Source organism: Nostoc sp., assembly GCF_036917615.1.
Taxonomy (GTDB): domain Bacteria; phylum Cyanobacteriota; class Cyanobacteriia; order Cyanobacteriales; family Nostocaceae; genus Nostoc.
The window spans coordinates 13,022-32,779 of sequence record NZ_JBALCZ010000068.1 but is presented as its reverse complement, the minus strand read 5'-3'; the positions used below and the strand labels follow the sequence as shown (position 1 = coordinate 32,779).

16 protein-coding genes are annotated in these 19,758 nt (G+C 42.7%); 6 read left to right on the top strand and 10 right to left on the bottom strand.

All coding sequences use genetic code 11. From position 1 onward, the window contains the following. Window positions 1-89: 89 nt before the first annotated feature. Window positions 90-1,601 carry a hydroxysqualene dehydroxylase gene (locus V7K85_RS23580; protein ID WP_334817456.1) on the top strand — a complete coding sequence of 504 codons (1,512 nt, stop codon included), beginning with the start codon at window positions 90-92 and terminating at the stop codon, window positions 1,599-1,601. A 145-nt stretch (window positions 1,602-1,746) separates the two neighbouring features. Then, window positions 1,747-2,109 (top strand): DUF6464 family protein, encoded by a 363-nt coding sequence (locus V7K85_RS23575; RefSeq protein ID WP_334817064.1) that lies wholly within the window; start codon window positions 1,747-1,749, stop codon window positions 2,107-2,109. A 232-nt stretch (window positions 2,110-2,341) separates the two neighbouring features. Here V7K85_RS23575 and fmt read toward each other — a convergent pair whose 3' ends face one another. Further along, window positions 2,342-3,346 (bottom strand): methionyl-tRNA formyltransferase, encoded by a 1,005-nt coding sequence (gene fmt / locus V7K85_RS23570; protein WP_334817063.1) that lies wholly within the window; start codon window positions 3,344-3,346, stop codon window positions 2,342-2,344. A gap of 979 nt (window positions 3,347-4,325) precedes the next feature. Here fmt and V7K85_RS23565 point away from each other — a divergent pair. Continuing rightward, on the top strand, window positions 4,326-5,645 hold the full coding sequence (locus V7K85_RS23565) for a hypothetical protein (RefSeq protein ID WP_334817061.1): 1,320 nt from the start codon (window positions 4,326-4,328) through the stop codon (window positions 5,643-5,645). Between the two features lie 252 nt (window positions 5,646-5,897). On the opposite strand, the gene V7K85_RS23560 is transcribed toward V7K85_RS23565, so the two are convergent. After that, window positions 5,898-9,707, bottom strand: a complete 3,810-nt coding sequence (locus V7K85_RS23560; protein ID WP_334817059.1) for a hypothetical protein — start codon at window positions 9,705-9,707, stop codon at window positions 5,898-5,900. Between the two features lie 365 nt (window positions 9,708-10,072). On the opposite strand from V7K85_RS23560, the gene V7K85_RS23555 reads away from it, so the two are divergent. Next, window positions 10,073-10,282, top strand: coding sequence for a hypothetical protein (locus V7K85_RS23555; RefSeq protein ID WP_334817057.1), 210 nt, complete (start codon window positions 10,073-10,075; stop codon window positions 10,280-10,282). 280 nt (window positions 10,283-10,562) lie between these two features. On the opposite strand, the gene minE is transcribed toward V7K85_RS23555, so the two are convergent. The 7 genes from minE to V7K85_RS23520 form a co-directional block, all read right to left on the bottom strand. After that, a complete protein-coding gene (gene minE, locus V7K85_RS23550; RefSeq protein WP_334817055.1) occupies window positions 10,563-10,850 on the bottom strand; it encodes a cell division topological specificity factor MinE in 288 nt (95 codons plus the stop codon). A 35-nt stretch (window positions 10,851-10,885) separates the two neighbouring features. Then, window positions 10,886-11,692 carry a septum site-determining protein MinD gene (gene minD / locus V7K85_RS23545; protein WP_174712164.1) on the bottom strand — a complete coding sequence of 269 codons (807 nt, stop codon included), beginning with the start codon at window positions 11,690-11,692 and terminating at the stop codon, window positions 10,886-10,888. 301 nt (window positions 11,693-11,993) lie between these two features. Beyond that, on the bottom strand, window positions 11,994-13,028 hold the full coding sequence (gene minC, locus V7K85_RS23540) for a septum site-determining protein MinC (protein ID WP_334817052.1): 1,035 nt from the start codon (window positions 13,026-13,028) through the stop codon (window positions 11,994-11,996). Between the two features lie 201 nt (window positions 13,029-13,229). Beyond that, window positions 13,230-14,567: a four-carbon acid sugar kinase family protein gene (locus V7K85_RS23535; protein WP_334817050.1), complete on the bottom strand. Its 1,338-nt coding sequence runs from the start codon at window positions 14,565-14,567 to the stop codon at window positions 13,230-13,232. Window positions 14,568-14,644: 77 nt separating this feature from the next. Further along, the gene (locus V7K85_RS23530) at window positions 14,645-15,307 is read right to left on the bottom strand and encodes a hypothetical protein (protein WP_334817048.1); all 663 of its coding nucleotides are present in this window, start codon (window positions 15,305-15,307) and stop codon (window positions 14,645-14,647) included. Window positions 15,308-15,391: 84 nt separating this feature from the next. Further along, window positions 15,392-17,338 (bottom strand): sensor histidine kinase, encoded by a 1,947-nt coding sequence (locus V7K85_RS23525; RefSeq protein ID WP_334817046.1) that lies wholly within the window; start codon window positions 17,336-17,338, stop codon window positions 15,392-15,394. Between the two features lie 4 nt (window positions 17,339-17,342). Then, complete coding sequence (locus V7K85_RS23520) at window positions 17,343-17,705, bottom strand: hypothetical protein (protein WP_334817044.1); 363 nt, start codon at window positions 17,703-17,705, stop codon at window positions 17,343-17,345. 233 nt (window positions 17,706-17,938) lie between these two features. On the opposite strand from V7K85_RS23520, the gene V7K85_RS23515 reads away from it, so the two are divergent. Further along, entirely contained in the window at window positions 17,939-18,511 is a 573-nt protein-coding gene (locus V7K85_RS23515) for a hypothetical protein (RefSeq protein ID WP_334817042.1), read from the top strand. Window positions 18,512-18,577: 66 nt separating this feature from the next. Here the strand turns inward: V7K85_RS23515 and V7K85_RS23510 are convergent, their stop codons facing one another. Further along, window positions 18,578-18,751 carry a hypothetical protein gene (locus V7K85_RS23510; protein ID WP_334817040.1) on the bottom strand — a complete coding sequence of 58 codons (174 nt, stop codon included), beginning with the start codon at window positions 18,749-18,751 and terminating at the stop codon, window positions 18,578-18,580. Between the two features lie 161 nt (window positions 18,752-18,912). Between V7K85_RS23510 and V7K85_RS23505 the strand changes: the two genes are divergently transcribed. After that, window positions 18,913-19,509, top strand: a complete 597-nt coding sequence (locus V7K85_RS23505) for a hypothetical protein (protein ID WP_334817038.1) — start codon at window positions 18,913-18,915, stop codon at window positions 19,507-19,509. The last annotated feature ends 249 nt before the right edge of the window (window positions 19,510-19,758 follow it).

The following is a 19,758-nucleotide window of genomic DNA, read 5'->3' as shown; positions in this document are numbered from 1 at the left end:
GGACAGACTTTAACGAAAGTTCAACGCAGGGAGAGGTTTGTCGAACTCACGTTACATTAGTTGATGGACTGCAACAATCGGAGGCTGGGATGGTAGAAGGGTCAGAACAAAAACGGGTGGTAGTTGTAGGTGCAGGTTGGGCTGGTTTAGGAGCAACCTACCATTTGGCAAAACAAGGCTATGATGTGACCCTTCTAGAAGCAGGCCCCTATCCCGGTGGATTGGTGGCAGGTTGGCAAACAGCCGCCGGAAAATCTGTTGAAGCTGGCATTCATGGCTTTTGGTATCCTTACAAAAATATTTTTTCCCTAATCAATGAATTAGGAATTAATCCTTTTACTACTTGGACTCGTTCTTCGCAATATTCGCCAGCAGGTTTGGAAGTTGAATCACCAATTTTTCAAGACTTACCGCGACTCCCCTCCCCACTGGGAACTTTTCTCTACACTCAGTTTAAGCGGCTGCCACTAATTGACCGTCTCAGCGCTCTGCCTTTACTTTATGCTGTTGTTGATTTTGACAATTCCGATGCAGCTTGGCGGCGCTATGACTTTGTAACTGCCCGTGAATTGTTCAAAGACTTTAACGTTTCTGCACGGCTTTACCGCGAGGCTTTTGAACCAATGTTATTAGTGGGCTTGTTTGCCCCTGGCGAACAATGTTCAGCCGCAGCAACTTTAGGGATGCTTTACTTTTTTATTTTGGCTCATCAACCGGATTTTGATGTAGTTTGGTGTCGGGGAACTGTCGGGGAAAAGATATTTCGTCCTTGGGTGGAACGTATCGAAAAACTAGGTGTGCGAGTGTTACCCAAGCGCCGAGTTACAGACTTAATTGTTGATAGTAATCATCGAGCAAAGGGTGTGGTTTGCCAGGATGAAGTAATTGAAGCAGATGCGGTGATTTTTGCGGTTGGGATCACGGGTATGAAGAAAATTGTCTCAACTAGCCCTAGTTTACAAAGCCGTGAAGAATTCCGTAATTTGAGCAATTTAGGAGCAATTGATGTTTTAGCAACACGACTATGGTTTGACCGCAAAATTGATATTCCTCGTCCTTCTAATGCTTGCTTTGGATTCGACGCAACTACAGGTTGGACGTTTTTTGATTTGAATGCTCTACATGATGAATATCAAAATGAGCCGGGAACAGTGATTGAAGCTGATTTCTATCACGCGAATCAGTTTCTCAGTTTGAGCGATGAAGAGATTTTACCAATAGTCCAGCGTTATTTAGCAACTTGTGTGCCAGCGTTTCGGCAGGCAAAGATAATTGATAGCAGTGTAATTCGGCTAACTCAGGCGGTGACTCACTTTGCACCTGGTAGCTATCGTTATATGTTACCCGCTAAGACAAGTTTTGAAAATGTGTTTATGAGTGGGGATTGGATTGTGAACCGTCATGGTTCCTGGTCACAAGAAAAGGCTTATGTTACTGGTTTGGAGGCGGCAAATTTGGTGGTGTCTTATTTGGGATCAGGTCAGCCATCTGAGATTTTACCTGTGGAAGAGGATGAAGCGCATATACAAGTGGCGCGATCGCTCAACCAAACTTTGCGTGACTTGGGCAAATCTATCCTACCTGACTTTTGGTTGCCGTAATCTCTGGGGTAGCACAGCTGTGCATCCCTACTGGATGTATATTTCTCGCAAATATAGTGAATTATTAATTGTAATCTAAATTCGGTAAGCTAAAGAAAGCGATTGCGATACCATCCTTATAATGTAAATCAAATCACATAAGCTTATGGAGCCAGACTCTTTACAAACTGAGGTGATTCTGACGCATCCGCGCAAGTCCCTTGGTAGAGTGCAACTTGATTGGACACCCCAACCCGGAAACTACCTCGATTTTGAAGGTAAAACCTACGCGGTTTTAGAGCGCCGCCATCGATACCAACTTACAGCTGGGCGCTACCGCTTACATAATATTGCCATTTACGTCCAGTCTGCTAAACGACCATCTGAGAAAAGTTTGGTAGCGGGATGTTGGGTAATTGGCGATGCCACTTGCTGCTACAATGCTCATTCAGAAATCATTCGCTGTGCAGTCAACCCAGATGGCCCTTGCCAATCTTGCCGCTTTTATGAAAAGTCAGGAGTTATTTAATTTTGGATTTTAGATTTTAGATTTTTCCTTGAACTCACATCTTGCACCTCACCGTAAAAACCCAGGTAATATAAAAGGATGCGCGATCAAGCTACCTTATTTTTATTAGCTTTTATCGCTAAATCAAGGATTTAAGATTAATACTGAGTAATGAAATTACATCAGACTTTGCGGGTGCAAGATGTGAAGTTAATCCCAAATCCCAAATTCAAAATCTCAAATTGGCAACCTCTCAACTCCCCGCGCCAAACATTTCTCCCACAGTTAAGCGGGTCCCATTCACAAAATCCCATCCCGACTGGGGACGTTTACCAGCTAGCTGAACCTCTCGCAACAGCAACAAACCTTCCCCAGTTTGGACGATCGCCCCAATTCCTTTGGCAATGCTCACTACAACTCCCGGTCTGTCTGATATATTTGACAAATCAGGCAATTTATCCACTAATTCTTGTAATTCTGGTGGGAGATGGCGATCGCCTACAGAACCAATGGGAACAGAAGCGGTGATTTTCAGCAGATTGTCACGAAAGGTAGCTGTGCAGTTAGGGTAAAAGCCTCTGATTTGATTGTGTAATTCAATAGCGCTTTTTGACCAATCCAAACCATAATCTTGTTTTTGAATCAGAGGCGCATAAGTAGCTGCTAAATTATCTTGGGGAATTGGTTGAATTTCCTGACGTTCCAACTTCAATAGAGTTTCTACCAACAAATCCCCACCGATCGCAGCTAGTATGAAGGCTAAATCTTGGGCATTATCTAGTAATCCAATCGGTGTAGTGGCTATTTGTAACATTGGGCCGGTATCCATCCCCGCATCCATTAACATGGTTGTGATCCCCGTTTCCCTCTCACCGTTATACAAACACCACTGAATCGGCGCTGCACCCCGATATTTGGGTAAAATCGAGCCATGCACATTAATGCAGCCCAATTTTGGCATATTTAAGATTTTTGAGGATAAAATTTGTCCATAGGCGACAACAACAAACACATCTGCGTCTGATTGTTTGAGTTGGGTTAAAGTTTCAGTGTCTTTTTTCACCCGCTCAGGTTGCCATACTGGTAAGTTGTGAGCAGTAGCGATCGCTTTTACGGGTGAAGGAGTCAGTTTATTTCCGCGTTCCCGGCGTTTATCTGGTTGAGTGACAACTGCCAACACCTCAAATTCGGAATGATTCAATAACTTTTCCAACGTGGGCACAGCAAACTGTGGTGTACCAAAGAATACAATTTTCATTAATAATTAGTTGTTTATCGTTAGTCATTAGTTAATAGTAAGTGCGCCCCTGATAACTGACAACATTTAAGTTGCATGTTGAAATAGAATTCACCATGCCAGATTTAGCAGGCTTCTGGATTCTGGACGGCAGTTGCAAAGCAGAGTTGATTTGCTGTAAATAATATCGGCTGTTTGGTGGTAGAATATTTTCGTATTGGTGAAACCCAAGGCTGCAAGATTTAACTTACATAGTTAAGTTGACAAGTGTAACAGCTAGTATCAGCTGCATCTGCCTAAGGTGAGCCAAATCGTTTAGTGGTGTCTCGTCACCAGCCGCTAGAGCATCTACCGAGTAAATTTTGTTGTGTTCCCGATCATTTCCCCCAAATTGACGTTAAATGCAATTGGTTTCTAAAAAACTATTGCGTCTTCTAGCTATTTTGTAGTTGAGATTACAATTGATCACTTTGGGTTGCTGATAGCAATATTTTCTGAGTATGATGTATTATGCGTCCGCTTTAAGAGCTTTTCACGTAACGCCTCATGTTTACCATTATCAGGGTTTGCGCTGTTATATCTAGTGTGTAACCTGGCTTATTTGCTGCGGACTAGCGATCGCTAGTACGATCCCCAATAACTGAGTCATCTCACTCTTGGTTGCCAGCTTCATGAGCCACAAACTATACCTTAAATATCCTTTAACTAATACCTGTTTTTGGTGTGGTTGGGTATAGCAACAGGAACATTATATATGGTGTAGTAATTACTGACTTCTGAGCATATTTACTATACTCACATATTTTTGCCCAAAAATATTTAGTACCTGAACAAGGAAATATGTATGCAATGATACTTAGTTTTTTAAAACTCTACAAACTTTGAAGAGATTATCTCGTCAAAGCTTTTAGTTTCTTGTTATACATATAATTACCGCCTGCCCCATTGCTGCATAGGTATTGCTTCTCACATAGCAACCGCCCCTCTAGAGAGTCTACAAATGCTTAAACCCCTTTTGCTGTCAGGATGGTTCCGCGCGCAACCATTTCTCAATTACGTTGTCGTTGTGATACTGATCGCACCCTTGCTAGGGGCATCGGGTCACTCGACCCCAGTCAGATCCGAAGTAGCTAAACTAACTCCGATGACTGGAGAGTCTGACTCTGTATCAAAGGAAATAGCTGTAGTTGAAGAACCTAAAATAGCTGAAATATTAAAAACAGATCAAGTTAATTCCTTAACAAAAGAATTTGACTCTGTGCCAATACAAAGTACTGCTGTCCAGGAACCGCAAGTATTACCAGCGGATAAAACTGAGTCTTTGGCTCAAGCAGATAGTTCTGTGTCAAACAGCGATTTAACTGTACCTGATCCTTTAGCAGCAGTGGAACTCGCACCATTAACTGATGTTCCTATTAGTCAACTTAATTTAATACGAAAACTCAAAGCTGCTAAGATCAAGTCTTTGAAAGGAGAAGAAAATTCTCTCTCTAAAGAAAAGTCTTTTACTGAATCATTGACAGCAACTCAAGTAGCACCAACTCTTAGAGAATCACAACCAACCACAACGACGGAAATACCTGTTGCTGAACCACGTGATGAACCCCAAGCAGAACAAATAGATCCTATAGGTAGTCCTCATCCTATTCCTTGGAAATGGATCACAGCTACTCAAGAGGCAATTGCTTCTAAGGGTGGTTCGGGAGTGCGTCACTACCGCAGCGTACCCGTGGTTTCTCCAGATGGTAAATATGCTGTTTATAGCCGGGTGCAATTAGAAGTAAAACCTCAAATGTATAACAGTCGTGTCACCAGCGTTTTGTTTGTCCAAGACATGCAAACCAAGAAGTTGTGGGTGATGGCTTCAACTACTCCTGTTAGTGATCCTTTATTAAAAGTAAAGGTTGTAAAGGCGGCATCGTCAGAAGAAACTGATACGAACGGTAAAATTGGGGTATTAGTTCCAGTTAGCTGGTCAGAAAAAGGCGATCGCTTCTTAGCCCGCAAGTTTGAAGGTATATTTAACACAGGTGATTCCACAGATAGTGCCGTGATTTGGGATCGGCAGAAAAATCACGCTAACACCGTTGCTCCTGCTAATGAGCAAGAACATGAACAAATTGCCGTATTGTTAGGTTGGAGTAAAAGCCAACCGGATCGTGTGCTATTTCGTGCAGGTGAATTGGGCGAGGAAAACTGGCCATTAATGCAAGTTGCTAATGATGGCAAGACTGTTACTACAACAAATAATGATCAGCCTATTACCTTTGGTAAAAAGGTTACAGAAATTTGGGCAGGCCCACAAGTAGCCTACCGATAGTTTATTAAAAATCTTATATGCTCCCGTTGTTAGCAGTGACGACAACGGGATTTTTTTAGAGGAGAAATACTAATAGGTGTATAGTCCAAATCGCACTAAGAAAAGCTGACGAGGCTGGGAGAAAAAAGAGTAATTTTTGGTAATTTTTAGTACCTTTTTTTCATAGTATACACTTCTTTATTTGTCTCTCCTAGCACCCCCAGCTTGCCTCAATAAATAACTAAACTTAGTGCCATTCGCTACTAATACCCTTTAACCATCAAAGGAATCTCTAGATGCCTCCCGTTCAGCATCACGCTCATATGAATCTGCCAACTCTCTTAGAGAATTAGCTAAACGATGATAGCCATGAGACTCAACTTTTTCAGCTTGTGCGCGATACTTTTCAGCTAACTCTCGTTCTTCTCGGCCCTTTGGATCTACCCAATGAACACCACGTGAGTTAAATAGCTCAGTTGTAAATCCGTTCCGCATATCATTGGCATCTTTGGCATTCAGCGCCCTTGCTGCTGCATGATGTAACCAAAGTCCATCAGAAGCAGGGGGAGTATGAATGAGAACATGACCAACCATTAAAAGCGCAATTTCTAAATGACCAGACTCCGCACAGTCAGATTTGACCTTCTCCAACCAGGCAGTGAGTGCTTCACCGTTATACGTCCCATCTTTCTGGCTACCGGGAGGCATCCTCCATTTCTGAAGCAGACAGTAGGCATTTGTTGCAATGTTCTTCTGTTTCTCCGTGGGTTCTTCAGGAGGTTCTTCCTCCTTCTTCGACTGAAACACAGTGCGAATGACCTCGCAAAAGAAATCAGGATCGTCGGATAACCGTTGCTCTAGCAGACTAGGGGACGCATTATTATGTTGATCGAGAAGAGGTAGAAACGCCCATTCAACTTTGAAAAGGTCATCGGGATTTGTCTGCGGATCATCTTGCAACGCCTTTATAACTTCGATAACAGCATGTACATCCATAGCACGAACATTCTCTGGTGAATGAAGTACTGCTTGAAGCACAGTGACGGCTTGTTGACTATTCAGAGGACTCTTGTCGTGCAGTATTCTCTCAAAACATTTAATCGCTTCATGCGGTCGGCCATATTGAACCAAGCGATTAACAGCTAGTTCAAGACCTGCTTCAACTTCATATGGATTTGCATTAGTTTTCGACCAATACGGGGACTCATCTTCTCCCAGAAGTCGCGCCGAACGCTTCCAAGTATCAGGAACAAATGGAAGAAAAGCTAAGAACTGCCCTATTTGGGAGGGTGTCCAATGCGAAGTGTCGATCTCATCAACCCATTGCCATCTGTATCCACGAAATTTCCCCCAGATAAAGCCAGCCGCGAACTGAGCAAGAGACTTGGTTTCCGACTCCAACAATGCCGGAAGCGTTTTTTCTTCAGCGTCATTTTCTGCAATTACACCAAAAGCAACACCTACGCGCCAAGGCGTTTGTACTGATTTTGCAAATTTCAGAACTGCTTCCAGTCCACCAGATGCAAAAACTTCTTCAACAGCCTGTTGTCGTCGGTCTTCAAGTTCCCTGATTTGCTCCTCATAGTTGCCCTTTTCCTCAAATACATTAGAATCACGCTCACTAAAAAGTCGTTGGTGACGATAAATTGGAGTTTTAGGTTCTAGGCTTTCGGCAATCGCAGCGATCTCATTCACGACCTCTGGTTTCATAGCCCATTTGGCATCCGTAAACTTTCGGTGCTTTGAAACCAAATCGACAAGTTTAGTCCACAAGCGCAACCTATCTGCCTGTGGCAGCGAAATGATTATGTCTGAACGTAAGTGAGTGAGAAGTTGATCACGCGCAGAAGGCGGAAGATCATCTATCCGGTCAATGATCTCAGCAAGTTTCGAGAGGTCTTGTTTTGCTGCACTAACCGCCAACTCTGTGTAGACTGTGATCTGCTCCCAGTACTCTTGGCGTGTTGCACCTTCCGACCAATCGTCAGGAATAATCTCCCTCCATGCTGGCTTACGAGACCCCGTAGACGACTGGTGTGGACTGGGAAGAATAGTTAACAACACTTTCCAAGCAACTTCCGGGTTCTCATTTAGCAGTGTTGCAACAGCAGACTGTCTCTTTGCTACAGAAGCACAAGTTTGCGGAAACCAAGGCAAGAGAACTGTTGTAAAAGAATTGGCTGGTCGATTAGCCCAATTTCCGCCAGGATCTCTCGCGGTTAATTCTCCAAGGATTACGACTACACGGGTTAAATACGCAGCATCCCAAGCTAGTGTTTCCAGTGCCCAAAGTAAGCCAGTTATATAGATGCCACCAGTAATTCCAGATACCTCTTGTGCAAAGATCATATCAAAAGGACACGTATCATTACTCAAGGCGCTTTCAACAGCATCAAGAAACTCTCCAGGTGCGGCCTCAGCTAGCAATGGTAATTGGTGATTTAAGCTAGCCCAAAGAACCCAGTCTGCATTAGCTAGGATCTCCCGCACCGTAAGACGAGCGATCATCTCAGCTTTGCCGAAGGAACATGATGTCAGCGCTCTTGAATGGCTTCCAAGAAGAGCCAAGCCCTCCGTTAAACCGTTTCGTAACGAACTTGAATGGGCTAGAACTTTACCGTGAATATTTGCTGCATATCGTTCATTTGAGGGTAATTCAAACTTCGGATCTCGTTCGCACAAGACCTTGACTGCTAAATCTTTTAACCTAGCCAGATGCTCGTCAAATATTCTCGGACCAAGGGCGTACCACCCTTCATATCGGGCAACGACCTTCCAGACACCATCCCGTTGAATCAGGGGAGTGCCCGGACGAAACGTGATTTCACGCATTTTTCCGATCCACTCCCCGTAGGAGTTTCCCGACAATTCCTCCACAACTGTTTTGTCCACTTCAGAGTGTTCACTCCATGCACCCAGAAGCTCTGCAATTGCAAGTTCCGCTGCATCTGTTTCCTGTGCCCACTCCGGCATCAGGGAAAGGTTTTGAAGACACCTGAGCAAGGAATTCAAGTTGCCACCACTCTTTTGTGCAAGAACGCGGGCACGTTCTGCGTTATAGCCAGCTTTCTTTAAAGCCTCCTCGATTTGATAGCTTTTCGGGTTTGGGATAGAAACTCGATTTGGGTGGGGGATACCACCGGGCATTCCCCCAAATATGACTGCATGACCAGCCCTACGAGCTTTTTCGAGAAGTTTCGTTCCTATCGAGTCAGCCTCATCCAGGTCGAAGTTTGCTATCAGTACGTGTGCGTCTCGAAGGGACATTATCGCGTTCCATCCGTCAGTACCCGATACAACAAGACAGCGACCGACAGCATCAACTTTGGCATCATCTTCCATGTCCGCCACATAGGCAGCAACAAAGTCTGCTACTTGGTTAGGAAAACGAGTGTCCAGCTTCAACTGAAGCGTTGTCCTGGAGAAAACCTCTTTGAGCTTGGTACATGCCGCCTCACGATTTGCGAGAAAAACGTCTGGCATAAGTGGTGGCGGATCGCCAATGGTTTTCAGATCAGCCCAGTGCTGCTCTGGAGTCTGCATTTGCTGTGCTGGAAGTTTTATTGCGTCAGCAAACCATAATTCAACAGAGGGAAAATGATGTAGCCAGTCGATTAGGACAGTTCCGTCAATAACACGAACATCTCGCCAGTCGTTGTGCTGGCGACGATCTGTCAGCCACTTAGCTTGCGCCTCTTCTTTCCACGTATGCTGCCAGTCCCTTCTGCCAGATAAAGGAGTGACGAAGACAAATGTGGATTCATGTTTGATCTCATTAGGTGTTGCAGCCGTTAGATCGTTATAATCACGTGTTGCTTTCGCTCTGGCATTAATACCAGTGCCGATTTCCCAGAAGGATCTCCCCTCCGGCACAAATGGGTCAAAGTCGAAATCTGTATTTAAGACTCCATCCGGTCCAGGTTGTCCGATACTGTCGCCGAGTGGAAAACGTCGCTCTTTGGGATTTGGAGATGAGTCTTTAACTAGTCGATAGACAAGCTCAACAATCAAACCCTGCGCGTCACGAGCGTTGTCACGTACCCATTGGTCGAGTTGGTTCTCCGTAACTATCCTGTTATGCATTATTGTGAGTGCTTTATCTATCGATCATTAAGATCATGAATCTGCTCTGAAGGTTCTGTAGATTGTTAAGCACTGGCTAATCGAATTTGAGAGGAAATCAGCCTCAGTATTACACCCTTTTAGCAGGGTTTCAAAGAGTGTCTAACTATTTATTAGACGGAAAATTTTCGTCTAAATATCTTGTCGATGGCAGTATATCGCAATTACAGGTATTCCTTTTTGTGTTATACAGAAAAATTTTATATAACGTCAATATTTAGGTATAGGTCGAATAGCAATAAAAAAAGCTCTAAGCTATGCTCCATAAGCACTACAGATTTTTAAGCTATTGAACAATGGAAGGATGGCTCAGGAGATTGTTCTTGATGCAGTATCCTCTAAGCGATCGCCGCTTTAATTCAGGATACTTTGCGATCGCTGTGCCGTGCAGAGACAGTGGAATGAAATTTAGGGTTTGTGTAATTTTTGTGGTAGGTAGAAAAAGTTTACCCGCTCATGAAATACTTTCTTTGAGACAAGCAAACAAATTTAACTACTACTACTGCGACACTAAGAGTACAAATCCTCAAGGATAAATTATAATTCACATTTGGGATTACCTTTTAAAGAGATGTTACCATCCTCAGTAATTGAGCAAGCCCTTGCGGAACTTAAAATTAGATATAAGAGGCGGTTATTTGACCCAATAGTAACCCTTTGGGCCGGGCGTTTTTACCTCAACTTTTAGACACTCATAAAAGTTGCCACAATGCAGTGAGTAAAATAATTGCTCATTTGGCAGGACAAACAGTAGAAATATTGAAGATAATTTAACTACATCCTAAATAAAAATACTTAAGATTAAAACTATAAAGACTAATCACCCCTTTCCCACTCAGGTATGACACCTTTTACCCGGCGGATGGGCAAATTAGCAATTAAAGCTGTGGTTCGTTGGTTGCTTTCTAAAGAAAACTCTAAGCCCTCTGTCTCAACTTCGACATAGCGACAGACTACATCTAGGATTTCTTGCCGCATTTTTTCCAACGTTTGAGGGTCTATGTCAGCGCGATCATGAGCAATCACCAATTGCAGACGACGTTTCACTTGAGTTCGACTGCTATCAGGACCGCGAGAAAAAAGTCGTTCTAAAAGTTCAATCATTACGAATAGGTCTGGGGCGGAGACTGGAAAATAAGTTAAACAATCTTTGTCCACAACAACCTTCGTAAACGGGCGAAGATGCTGTCTTGGGACGAGTCGATTTCCAGAAATTCGACACTTTCCCCTTCTAATCTACGAGCAATGTTCTCAAAGGCTGTGGCAGCTAAAGAAGGATTTTCCGCTAACACTAAGGGTTCGCCGCGATTGGTAGATACAATAACACGCTCGTCGTCAGGGATTACCCCGATCAGGGGAATGGCGAGAAGTTCCTGAACATCTTGCACTGACATCATATCATTTGCCTGCACCATTGCGGGTCTGATGCGGTTAATTATTAAATGAACACGCTTGATACCTTGTGCTTCTAGTAACCCGACTACCCGGTCAGCATCACGAACTGAGGAAATTTCTGGCGTGCTGACAACTAGCGCTTCTTTTGCTGGACCGATCGCATTTTTAAACCCATTTTCAATGCCGGCGGGGCTATCGATGATTACGTACTGATACTTTTGCGCTAGCGCATTCACCAATAACTTCATTTGTTCAGGTGTGACTGCATCTTTGGAGCGATTTTGGGCTGCCGGCAGGAGTACGAGATTGGGTTGGCGCTTATCTTTCACCAAGGCTTGTTCTAAGCGGCACTCTCTGGCTAAGACTTCTACCGCAGTATAGACGATGCGGTTTTCCAGCCCTAGCAGCAAATCCAAATTTCTCAGACCAAAATCCGCATCAACCAAGGCAACTTGACGCCCTATTTTGGCTAAAGCCATGCCCAGATTTGCTGAAACTGTGGTTTTACCCACTCCTCCTTTGCCGGAGGTAATCACAATAATGCGAGTCATGATAGAAATGCGGTCAATGAGGGTTCAGGAAATATAAAACAGTAAATTGCAGTATAAAGTATGAAGTATCGTATCAAGTATGAAGAAATATCTGGTCTCCCTGATTCGGGCGAGGGATGAATATTTTTTGATTACGATGTCTGACGACAAGCCGATGCAGCGTCTACGCTCCGTTGTGTGCAATACACTTCGCTAGGGGAAAGGGGTTAGGGATTAGGGATTAGAGTAGTGTATTCTATCTACATAAAAACCGCTATATTTCATCCTTCATATTCTTCATCTTTTAAGTAAATATTCAGGGCTACTGATTGATCTTAGTAAATTGGTTTCGGGAAAAATCACTAGCTCTAGCGATGCGAATCCCTTGGGGCATAATATGTGCCACTTCTGGAGAAAATTGCATCGGTAATTTTTCTGGTGCCCTAGCTACAGCATCTGCGATCCGCAATTGGGTTGGTTCCATTTGCAAAGCCATAATCAGACACTCACGATTACCTCCGGCCCCAGCATGAGCAATTCCACGTAGACGACCCCAGATGATAATATCTCCATCTGCAATTACAATACCACCTGGATTTACATCTCCCAAGATAATTACTGTACCAGGATGACGAATTTCTACTCCAGAGCGGACTGTTGTTTCCAGATAGAGGGCATCTGCCTGGGGTATAGCTGTAGCTTTTGCCTCGGAAATCAGAGAAGTTACGGGCTGTAGTTGTTCTACAGAATACCCGGATGTGACGGCAGCGATCGCAGTTTGCCGACGACTTGTCGAGACAGATATTAGCCGCAGTTGAACTTCAGTTAAAGCCTCGGCAAGTTCTTGCAGTTGTCTGGTATCTACTAGGCGGTCTTGTGCCATTAGATGTACAGGTGTGTTAGATATACGGAAGCGATCGCCTGCATTCAAACGCTGTCTTATTTGTTGCCAAATATCAGACCAACTAAGTTCTGAGGCAGATACTTGAGATTCCGGAGGCAAAATTAATAACAGTCGTCCCTCCTGACTTTTTAACTGGACTTGAGTATTGTCATTTACGCGATTTCCTGATAATGCTGACTCATTGGGATTTAAATCAGTCAGGATAAAATCTGATGCCGCATCAATATTTGACTCTACATCTGGGTTAGCAGTATTTGACTCTACAGGAGCAAGGACAGTATTTGATTTTAAATAAAGGAGGACAGAATTTAACTCAGCATCCGGGAGGATAGAATCTGACTCTACATCAGAAACAGTAGGATTTACCTCTACCTCAGAAAGGATAGAGTCAAATTCTGCATTAGGAAGTGCAGAATTTGACTCTAAATTGGGAATCGCAGAATCAGAAGTCATGCAGTACTAGCCAAAAGACAAGGGACACTCCGAATAATTACTAATATTAGATCAGTTGCAAAATACAACAACATTGTCAGGCAAGAAAGTGCAAAGTTAGCAGTCAGGAGTAAATAAAAAAAGCTCTTTATCTAGCTTGTAGACCAAAATACTCTACCTCACTAACTTGCGATTCGCTGTAGTTCAGAATTATGATCATTTTCACTTAGCACTCAAGACTGTTTTAGTCAATCTTTGATAAATTGTCCCCAAAGCATCAGCATCGCCGACGTTACCTGGAAACAGCACCACTGGCAAATTAGGAAACTGAGGATGATCGGATGGCGTTAACACCATTGAACAACCAGCTAAAATTTGACCGAGTAAGCGGGCTGAAGTTAAAGCTAGTCCAGTACTCAAAACATCGTTTGAGGTAATACCACCCTTGCTGATTAAGAATCCTATATCAGATGGTAAACCACGCACAATATCCATCAATAAACCTGAAACTTTTGCTCCAAACTCCAATCGTGTCTTGACATCTTTAAAACTCAGTTCCTGACGGCTAGTATAAACCACTGGTGTTTTGCCAGCCTCGTGTACCGCCCGTGTACTTTCTTTGATTTCAGTTAGGAGTGCAGCAGATTGATTTTCCCCATCATCAAGTAATCGCGCTACATTCACTTCGATTCCCACTGTTCCTTCTACTTGCAACAGCGCCTCTAATTGCTGAGTAGTCTTTTTCACATGGGAACCAACAATCACCACACCTGGTTTGCCTTGCCGCACGTACTGCGCCATGTTTTCGGCAGCAATGGGTTGGGGTGGTAAAGCCGCTAAAGCCGTTAAAATACTTGCTGCACTGCGAAACAGAAAGCGTTTTCCCTGACTTGCTGCTGCTAATATGTCTACTGCAAAGCGGTTAAGATCAGCTTGAGTTTCACCATCTACCACAGCGCACTGATTACCATTGAGTTGTAACAAGCGTTCCAAACTACCAGCGCGAATATCAGCCAGGAGAAATCTTTCCACAGCTTCGGCATTAATTCCTCCTTGAGTCTTCTCTTCGACATACTTGGGTAAGTAACTGTGATGGTAGCTGAAGACTGAATCACGGGCAAATTCAGTTTCATGGACTGGGGTGGGTACACCAGCAATAATTAAGTAATGCACACTGTCGCGGGTGATGCGTCCGCCCTCGAAAAATGCAGGTACAAGAAAATGAGCATCAAAAGGGCCGAGTTCTTGTGCGATCGCATCAGTTTCAATGGGATAATGTCCCCGCAAAGTAGAATCAGAACGGCTGACAATCAGAAAATCGTCAATTCCTTCAGCATTAAAGGCGATTTTCAAGTTATGGCAAACTTCTTTGATAACAGATGCTGCTGATTCTGGGGTTAATGATCTAGTGTTAGTCAGCACAAAGAAAATCGGCGAATCATCCTGCAACCCGCTGCGTAAAGTGTCCACATCCCAGTGCATTAGCAGCAAGCAGCTGTGGACTGTTTGAGAACCTGTAGGGTCATCATCCAGGACAATTATTTTTGGTTTGTTGCTCATTTAAGTCAACGGGGCGATTGTTTTCTGGGAAAGTGTTGGGGGAGTTGAAGTCACTATTACACAAGCGCGTGGACTAATTAGTCTTTATGCAATTTTCTGATTTCTGCTTGCACATCGATCGCAATTTGCAATGATTGATTTAGCAGTTGAGCATATTCGCCTGCTTGACTACTAACCTCTAAAGCTTGCAGATTGGCTAAATTATTGACAAATAACTCTTGATTATTAGCAAGCAATTTTTTATTATCTCGCAAAATTCGTTCCGTTTTCAGAGCGCGGACTAAATCTTCTCTAATCAGTTGCAGGGCGGCGGTTACTTTATCTCGGTCATGGATACTGCTTTCTACGTTTCCTGATGCAGCCAATTGGTCATTAATATCTATAGCGTGGATCAGGTCATGATATTTATCAACTTCATCTAAAAGTATTGTCAGTCCTTCAGGACAGGTCAACTGCCGCCAGAGCGCTCGCCCGACTAATATCGGGATTGGCACTATAATTAGTAAAAGAATTCCTAGTCGAATTGAAGACCCAATTGTCGGCAGAATGATAAATGCGTAAACAAAGCCAACAATTATTGGCGTTAGCGCCAGCGTCACCAGCATTTCATTGATGAAAAACCCTAATCGCTTCTTGCTATCTCGCAGAACCGAGGGTCGAAAAACGTCTTCTGGATCGAACCCAGTCAAACGTCTCAGTTCTCCTTTGCTAATTTCCAAACCTATTAAGTCCGGCTGCACGGATTGATACTCCTTGAGGAAGCGCGAGTTGCGTATTCATTTTAATCGGGTTTGGCGTGGATGAATTTCTTGAGCCAGATCAACTTAGGATAAACGCCAACTCAGTGTAACTTGCACTTGTCCATCAGGCAAAGCTGACATTTGCCATCCACCATCTGGAAGTTCAGAGGCGATCGCATCCATCATTTTAGTGCCATAGCCACCTTTTTTGCGTTCACAGGTAGTAGAGTTTATAATTGATCCATTGTTTGCGATCGCCAGAGTACATCTGACTCCCTGTTGCTCTAAACTAATACACACTTGAGTAGCAGTACCGTGAGGTGGTTGGGCGTGTTGGATCACATTATTCAGTGCTTCGCCCAAAAAGCGATAAATTTCCTCTCGGTGTTCAATCCAAACACTGTTTAATTCTGGTTCTTGCAGAGGCTGAAGTTCTGTAATCACTGTTAAAGTTAACTTTCCAGAATTGACTAAATCTTGCAGCGTCGCTCTAATTCCGACATCTAACCCTTGTCGTAATGCTGGAGTCACCTCCATTTTCTCAGCTACACTACGAATGTTATACAATTTATCCCTAATTTCCTGCCCTAAAGCTGCCAGCTTATCTAAAATTGAATCCACATCTAAATCAGATTCCAATTCAATTTTGTCCATTACCAGCTTCAAATCTTGTAAAGCCCCATCATGGATATCAGAAGCAGTGCGATGAAGGATTTTACGTGTGCGGGAAAGAATCGCTTCTTGTTCAGCCGCCTTTAGTTGGCTAATTTGATACTTTTGGAGAAGAATAAATTCTTTTTGTCGTACCCAAATGAAATAAATAAAAACAGATATCTCTGTTGCTGTCCATATCAACAGAGGCAGAATAATTGATAATATCCACTTACATTTCAAGAGAATTAAACATAGTCCCAAATAACCGCCAAATATTATTGCCAAAACTAACCCTAATAAACGCCAATTTTGATAACTAGAAACACTACCACTAATAAAAACCGCTCCTAAAATAATGATTATCAACTCCAACCATTGCGGCGGAATTTGTAAAAATGAATCTGTCATCAAACTGGCCATGAGGTTAGCCTGAATTTCTACGCCGGACATGCTGTCGCCGAAAGGTGACAGCATCGCCATTGTGTGTATGTTGTTCCCTTCTGCAAAACCAATGAACACGACCTTATGGCGTACTTGTTGAGACAGTTTGCTAGGAGACACAACCAAACATTTTTTGTCTTTACTAGGCTGACAAATAGATGTCAGTTCCAGAGAAGGAAAAGTTCCCGCCCTACCCCAAAAGTTAATCTCTACCTGAGTTGGAATTTTAGCAAGTCGTGAAGAGAGAAGACTTTTTTGCTCTTGTTGTTCAAACTTTTCTAAAGCTAAAAGAGCAGCAGATTTAAAAGTTTTAACTTGATTATTTTCTTCCGAGATCAAAAACTGACCAACTAAGTGAGAGCGTCGAGCAGTGCTACTTAAATTTCTCGGAAATTCTGCTTCCGGTTCGTATTCAAAAAATCCCTGAAGAGTATGAGGAGGAATTAAAGGTCGAAGTTGTTCGCCATCAAAAGGGATAAGATGATTATAAATTAAAAAATTTGTTTGTTTATAATTAGAGATTGAATTGGTGCGCGTCACTAAAACAAGCTTATCGCTATGATTTTGCACCAGATTTTTTAGAGGTCTATTTATTGGCTCAGTAATTTTGCTGGAGTACTCAAATGCTGGTTCTCGCCAGTCATTGCGGAGATTTAAAACAACAACAGATGCACCTGCTTCTAAAAGATGCTCAACTAAATCTGCATAGAAAATTCGCCCTATAGATAGCTTTTGATTTGCTAAATCCTTTTTTTGAATTTTTACCAGAATAATTTCTTGAGGCGGAGATTTTGGGTGATGCAATCTCAGCAAAGTATCCTGAAGCTGTAACTCCAATTTCTGAACTAGAGGAATTTGGGAGAAAATGAAATTGTAAAATACACCGCAACTGATCCCTAAGCTGAGAAACTTAATTTGCCAACCTTTGCGCCACATCTGGTTACGGTTTGGGAAAAAGACGATAGCGAATAATCCGATAGGGATTATTTTGAGACAAGCTGACTCCTAACTCGTTCCCTGTTTGGACAAACTGCCAAGTTCCAGCATTCACCTTTACAGTTCCATTGAGACCAGTAGAGTTATTTAACTGGAATGGTGGGTCATTTTTTGAGGGGCCAGAGAGGAATTGCACACGGTTGTCTGCGACCACCAATTTTAACTCAACTGTCCCACCTTCGCCAGCACCACTGATAATTCTGCCTGTTCCTGACCAAATTTGTTGAGCAAAGGCGGGTGAACCGAGTCCCCACAGCAAAAATACTGTGGTGAGGATAATATGCAGTCTTTGTATAGGGAATTTCATAACTGGAATCTGAAACCTGATAGCTGCCGGATAAATTATGCTCTCACTCTTACCACAATTGGGTTTTTAGATAGGTTTGTAAGTCAGCAAATTAATTTGCGGGAGTTCGCAAAGTTTTCTGCGGTGATAGTCGTAGATTTTTTGGGTGGATAAAAATACTATCGGTAAAAGCTTAGTTAATCGCAATCTAAATCAATAACTTAGCAATTCACAGTAATCAAGGAAAGAATTTTATGTTCAAGAAAGCAGCAATAGTAGCCTTTGGCTGGGCATTAATTGGATTTTCAAATATTCCAGCCTATGCTGATAGTGCGTCTTCAAATTCCAATTTAAAAATTGGCAATATCAGTCTTTCAATTAATAATTCACGTACATTACTGACTAAAACCGAAGCATCTACAGGCAAATGGCTAGGAGAACAAAAATTTAAGAGTTTTGATAGTATTATGTGGGTTCCTGAACAGAATGTTCTTTTTGTATCAGGTCGCCTAGAAAATAGCAATATATCTGTCCTTGTCAAAATTAAAGGTACTGGTGGCACTGGACAGAATATGTTTGCCCTGAATCCAGATGGAAGTTCAATGCCTAAGTATAGTTACCGTTTAGGTTCGCAGTTTCTATCCGATAATGTCATAAATATGCGTTACAACGGTAACTTACGAGTTGAAATTAAGAGGAGTCCTAAGTCAAGAGTCTATTGGATTAGAGGAACGGGAGGTACTGGTGATAATATGTTTGCGCTAGTTAACAACCAAGACTGTCAAAGCATGGATGGTTACAACTACCTTTTAAAATGCGGAGATTAATAATTATAAAAAATCCTCAAATATAAATCAATGAGATCACTCTTTTGAGAATAGGATGATTATAGGCTATCGCTCTTTTGATAAAAGGATGATTGTAGGCGATCGCATTTTCGATAACAGGATAATTTTAGGCGATCGCTCTTTTTGAATAAACCAAAAACTCAGAGCGATCCCACTTTCTAGTATATTCAGATCCCCGACTTCTTGAAGAAGTCGGGGATCTAGTCTCCCAGATGACACGATGATTTTGGGCGATGCCTACGGCGAAAACTACGCACTTTTGATTACACGATGATTTGAGGCGATGGCAATGATTTCGAGTTGAAGTGAAATAGATGAGAGCGATCGCTTTCTCGAACTAATAACTTGGTAATTCACAGTATTTTCGGAAAAACAAGTGTATGAAATTATTAATTAACATAAAGCAAAATTTTGTTTTCCATGCTTGTTTAGCAGCAAGCGTTTCCTGTGTAGGATTGGTATTGGCTCTTACGCCAGTTTCAGAAGCTTCAGCCCAAAACAAGACAGAATACTACAAGAGCGTTGCTTCTTCTTGTCAAAAAACGCTCCAATCTAACGGACGTAGCGCTTTGTGGTTAGACATAGAAGCAGCCGCTGCGACTGATGCGGGAAACACCAGTAGTGACACTTTTTACAAACGAGAGACCGAACATTGTGAGTCGAATCTGAGAGGCGAGAAACCTCTATGGGAGCAGATCAGATTCAATGCGATTTCGACCCTGCCAATTCCTAACCAAGATTATTACGAAAAAAGACTTGCTGAACACTGTGAGTCGCTGCTGAATAATACAAAGCGTCCAGACTGGTGGCGTTTAGTCCGAAAAGCTGCCTTAAATGATGCAGGAGGAAAAATTAACAGTCCGTATTATTACAAGCGAGCTGGTGAACACTGTGCTTATGTTCTTCGCGAACGGAAGCGTCCTGAGGATTGGCATTTAATTGATAAATCTGCAAGATTAGATGCGTTTAATCAGTAACACTACGATCTCCACACGCCATTCAGATCCCCGACTTCTTGAAGAAGTCGGGGATCTGATTTCCCACTTTCTACAGCACGATGATTTTATGCGATCGCACTGGTAATAGTTCTGAACGCACATAGGAATTATTCGATTAATTAGTAAGTTGCTGAGAGTGATCATCGACGCTTATTAGAAGCGAATAATTTCGATCGTGCGGCGCGATCGCTGAAAACAGACATCAACGCACTCTCGATAACCCGAATT

What these genes read in the sequence shown, in the direction of transcription:
- V7K85_RS23520 (WP_334817044.1), bottom strand. Translation starts at nt 17,705, where the DNA reads ATGAAATTCCCTATACAAAGACTGCATATTATCCTCACCACAGTATTT.
- V7K85_RS23555 (WP_334817057.1), top strand. Translation starts at nt 10,073, where the DNA reads ATGCAGTATCCTCTAAGCGATCGCCGCTTTAATTCAGGATACTTTGCG.
- V7K85_RS23505 (WP_334817038.1), top strand. Translation starts at nt 18,913, where the DNA reads ATGAAATTATTAATTAACATAAAGCAAAATTTTGTTTTCCATGCTTGT.
- fmt (WP_334817063.1), bottom strand. Translation starts at nt 3,346, where the DNA reads ATGAAAATTGTATTCTTTGGTACACCACAGTTTGCTGTGCCCACGTTG.
- minD (WP_174712164.1), bottom strand. Translation starts at nt 11,692, where the DNA reads ATGACTCGCATTATTGTGATTACCTCCGGCAAAGGAGGAGTGGGTAAA.
- V7K85_RS23515 (WP_334817042.1), top strand. Translation starts at nt 17,939, where the DNA reads ATGTTCAAGAAAGCAGCAATAGTAGCCTTTGGCTGGGCATTAATTGGA.
- V7K85_RS23525 (WP_334817046.1), bottom strand. Translation starts at nt 17,338, where the DNA reads ATGTGGCGCAAAGGTTGGCAAATTAAGTTTCTCAGCTTAGGGATCAGT.
- V7K85_RS23575 (WP_334817064.1), top strand. Translation starts at nt 1,747, where the DNA reads ATGGAGCCAGACTCTTTACAAACTGAGGTGATTCTGACGCATCCGCGC.
- minE (WP_334817055.1), bottom strand. Translation starts at nt 10,850, where the DNA reads ATGATTGAACTTTTAGAACGACTTTTTTCTCGCGGTCCTGATAGCAGT.
- V7K85_RS23580 (WP_334817456.1), top strand. Translation starts at nt 90, where the DNA reads ATGGTAGAAGGGTCAGAACAAAAACGGGTGGTAGTTGTAGGTGCAGGT.
- V7K85_RS23535 (WP_334817050.1), bottom strand. Translation starts at nt 14,567, where the DNA reads ATGAGCAACAAACCAAAAATAATTGTCCTGGATGATGACCCTACAGGT.
- V7K85_RS23565 (WP_334817061.1), top strand. Translation starts at nt 4,326, where the DNA reads ATGCTTAAACCCCTTTTGCTGTCAGGATGGTTCCGCGCGCAACCATTT.
- V7K85_RS23560 (WP_334817059.1), bottom strand. Translation starts at nt 9,707, where the DNA reads ATGCATAACAGGATAGTTACGGAGAACCAACTCGACCAATGGGTACGT.
- minC (WP_334817052.1), bottom strand. Translation starts at nt 13,028, where the DNA reads ATGACTTCTGATTCTGCGATTCCCAATTTAGAGTCAAATTCTGCACTT.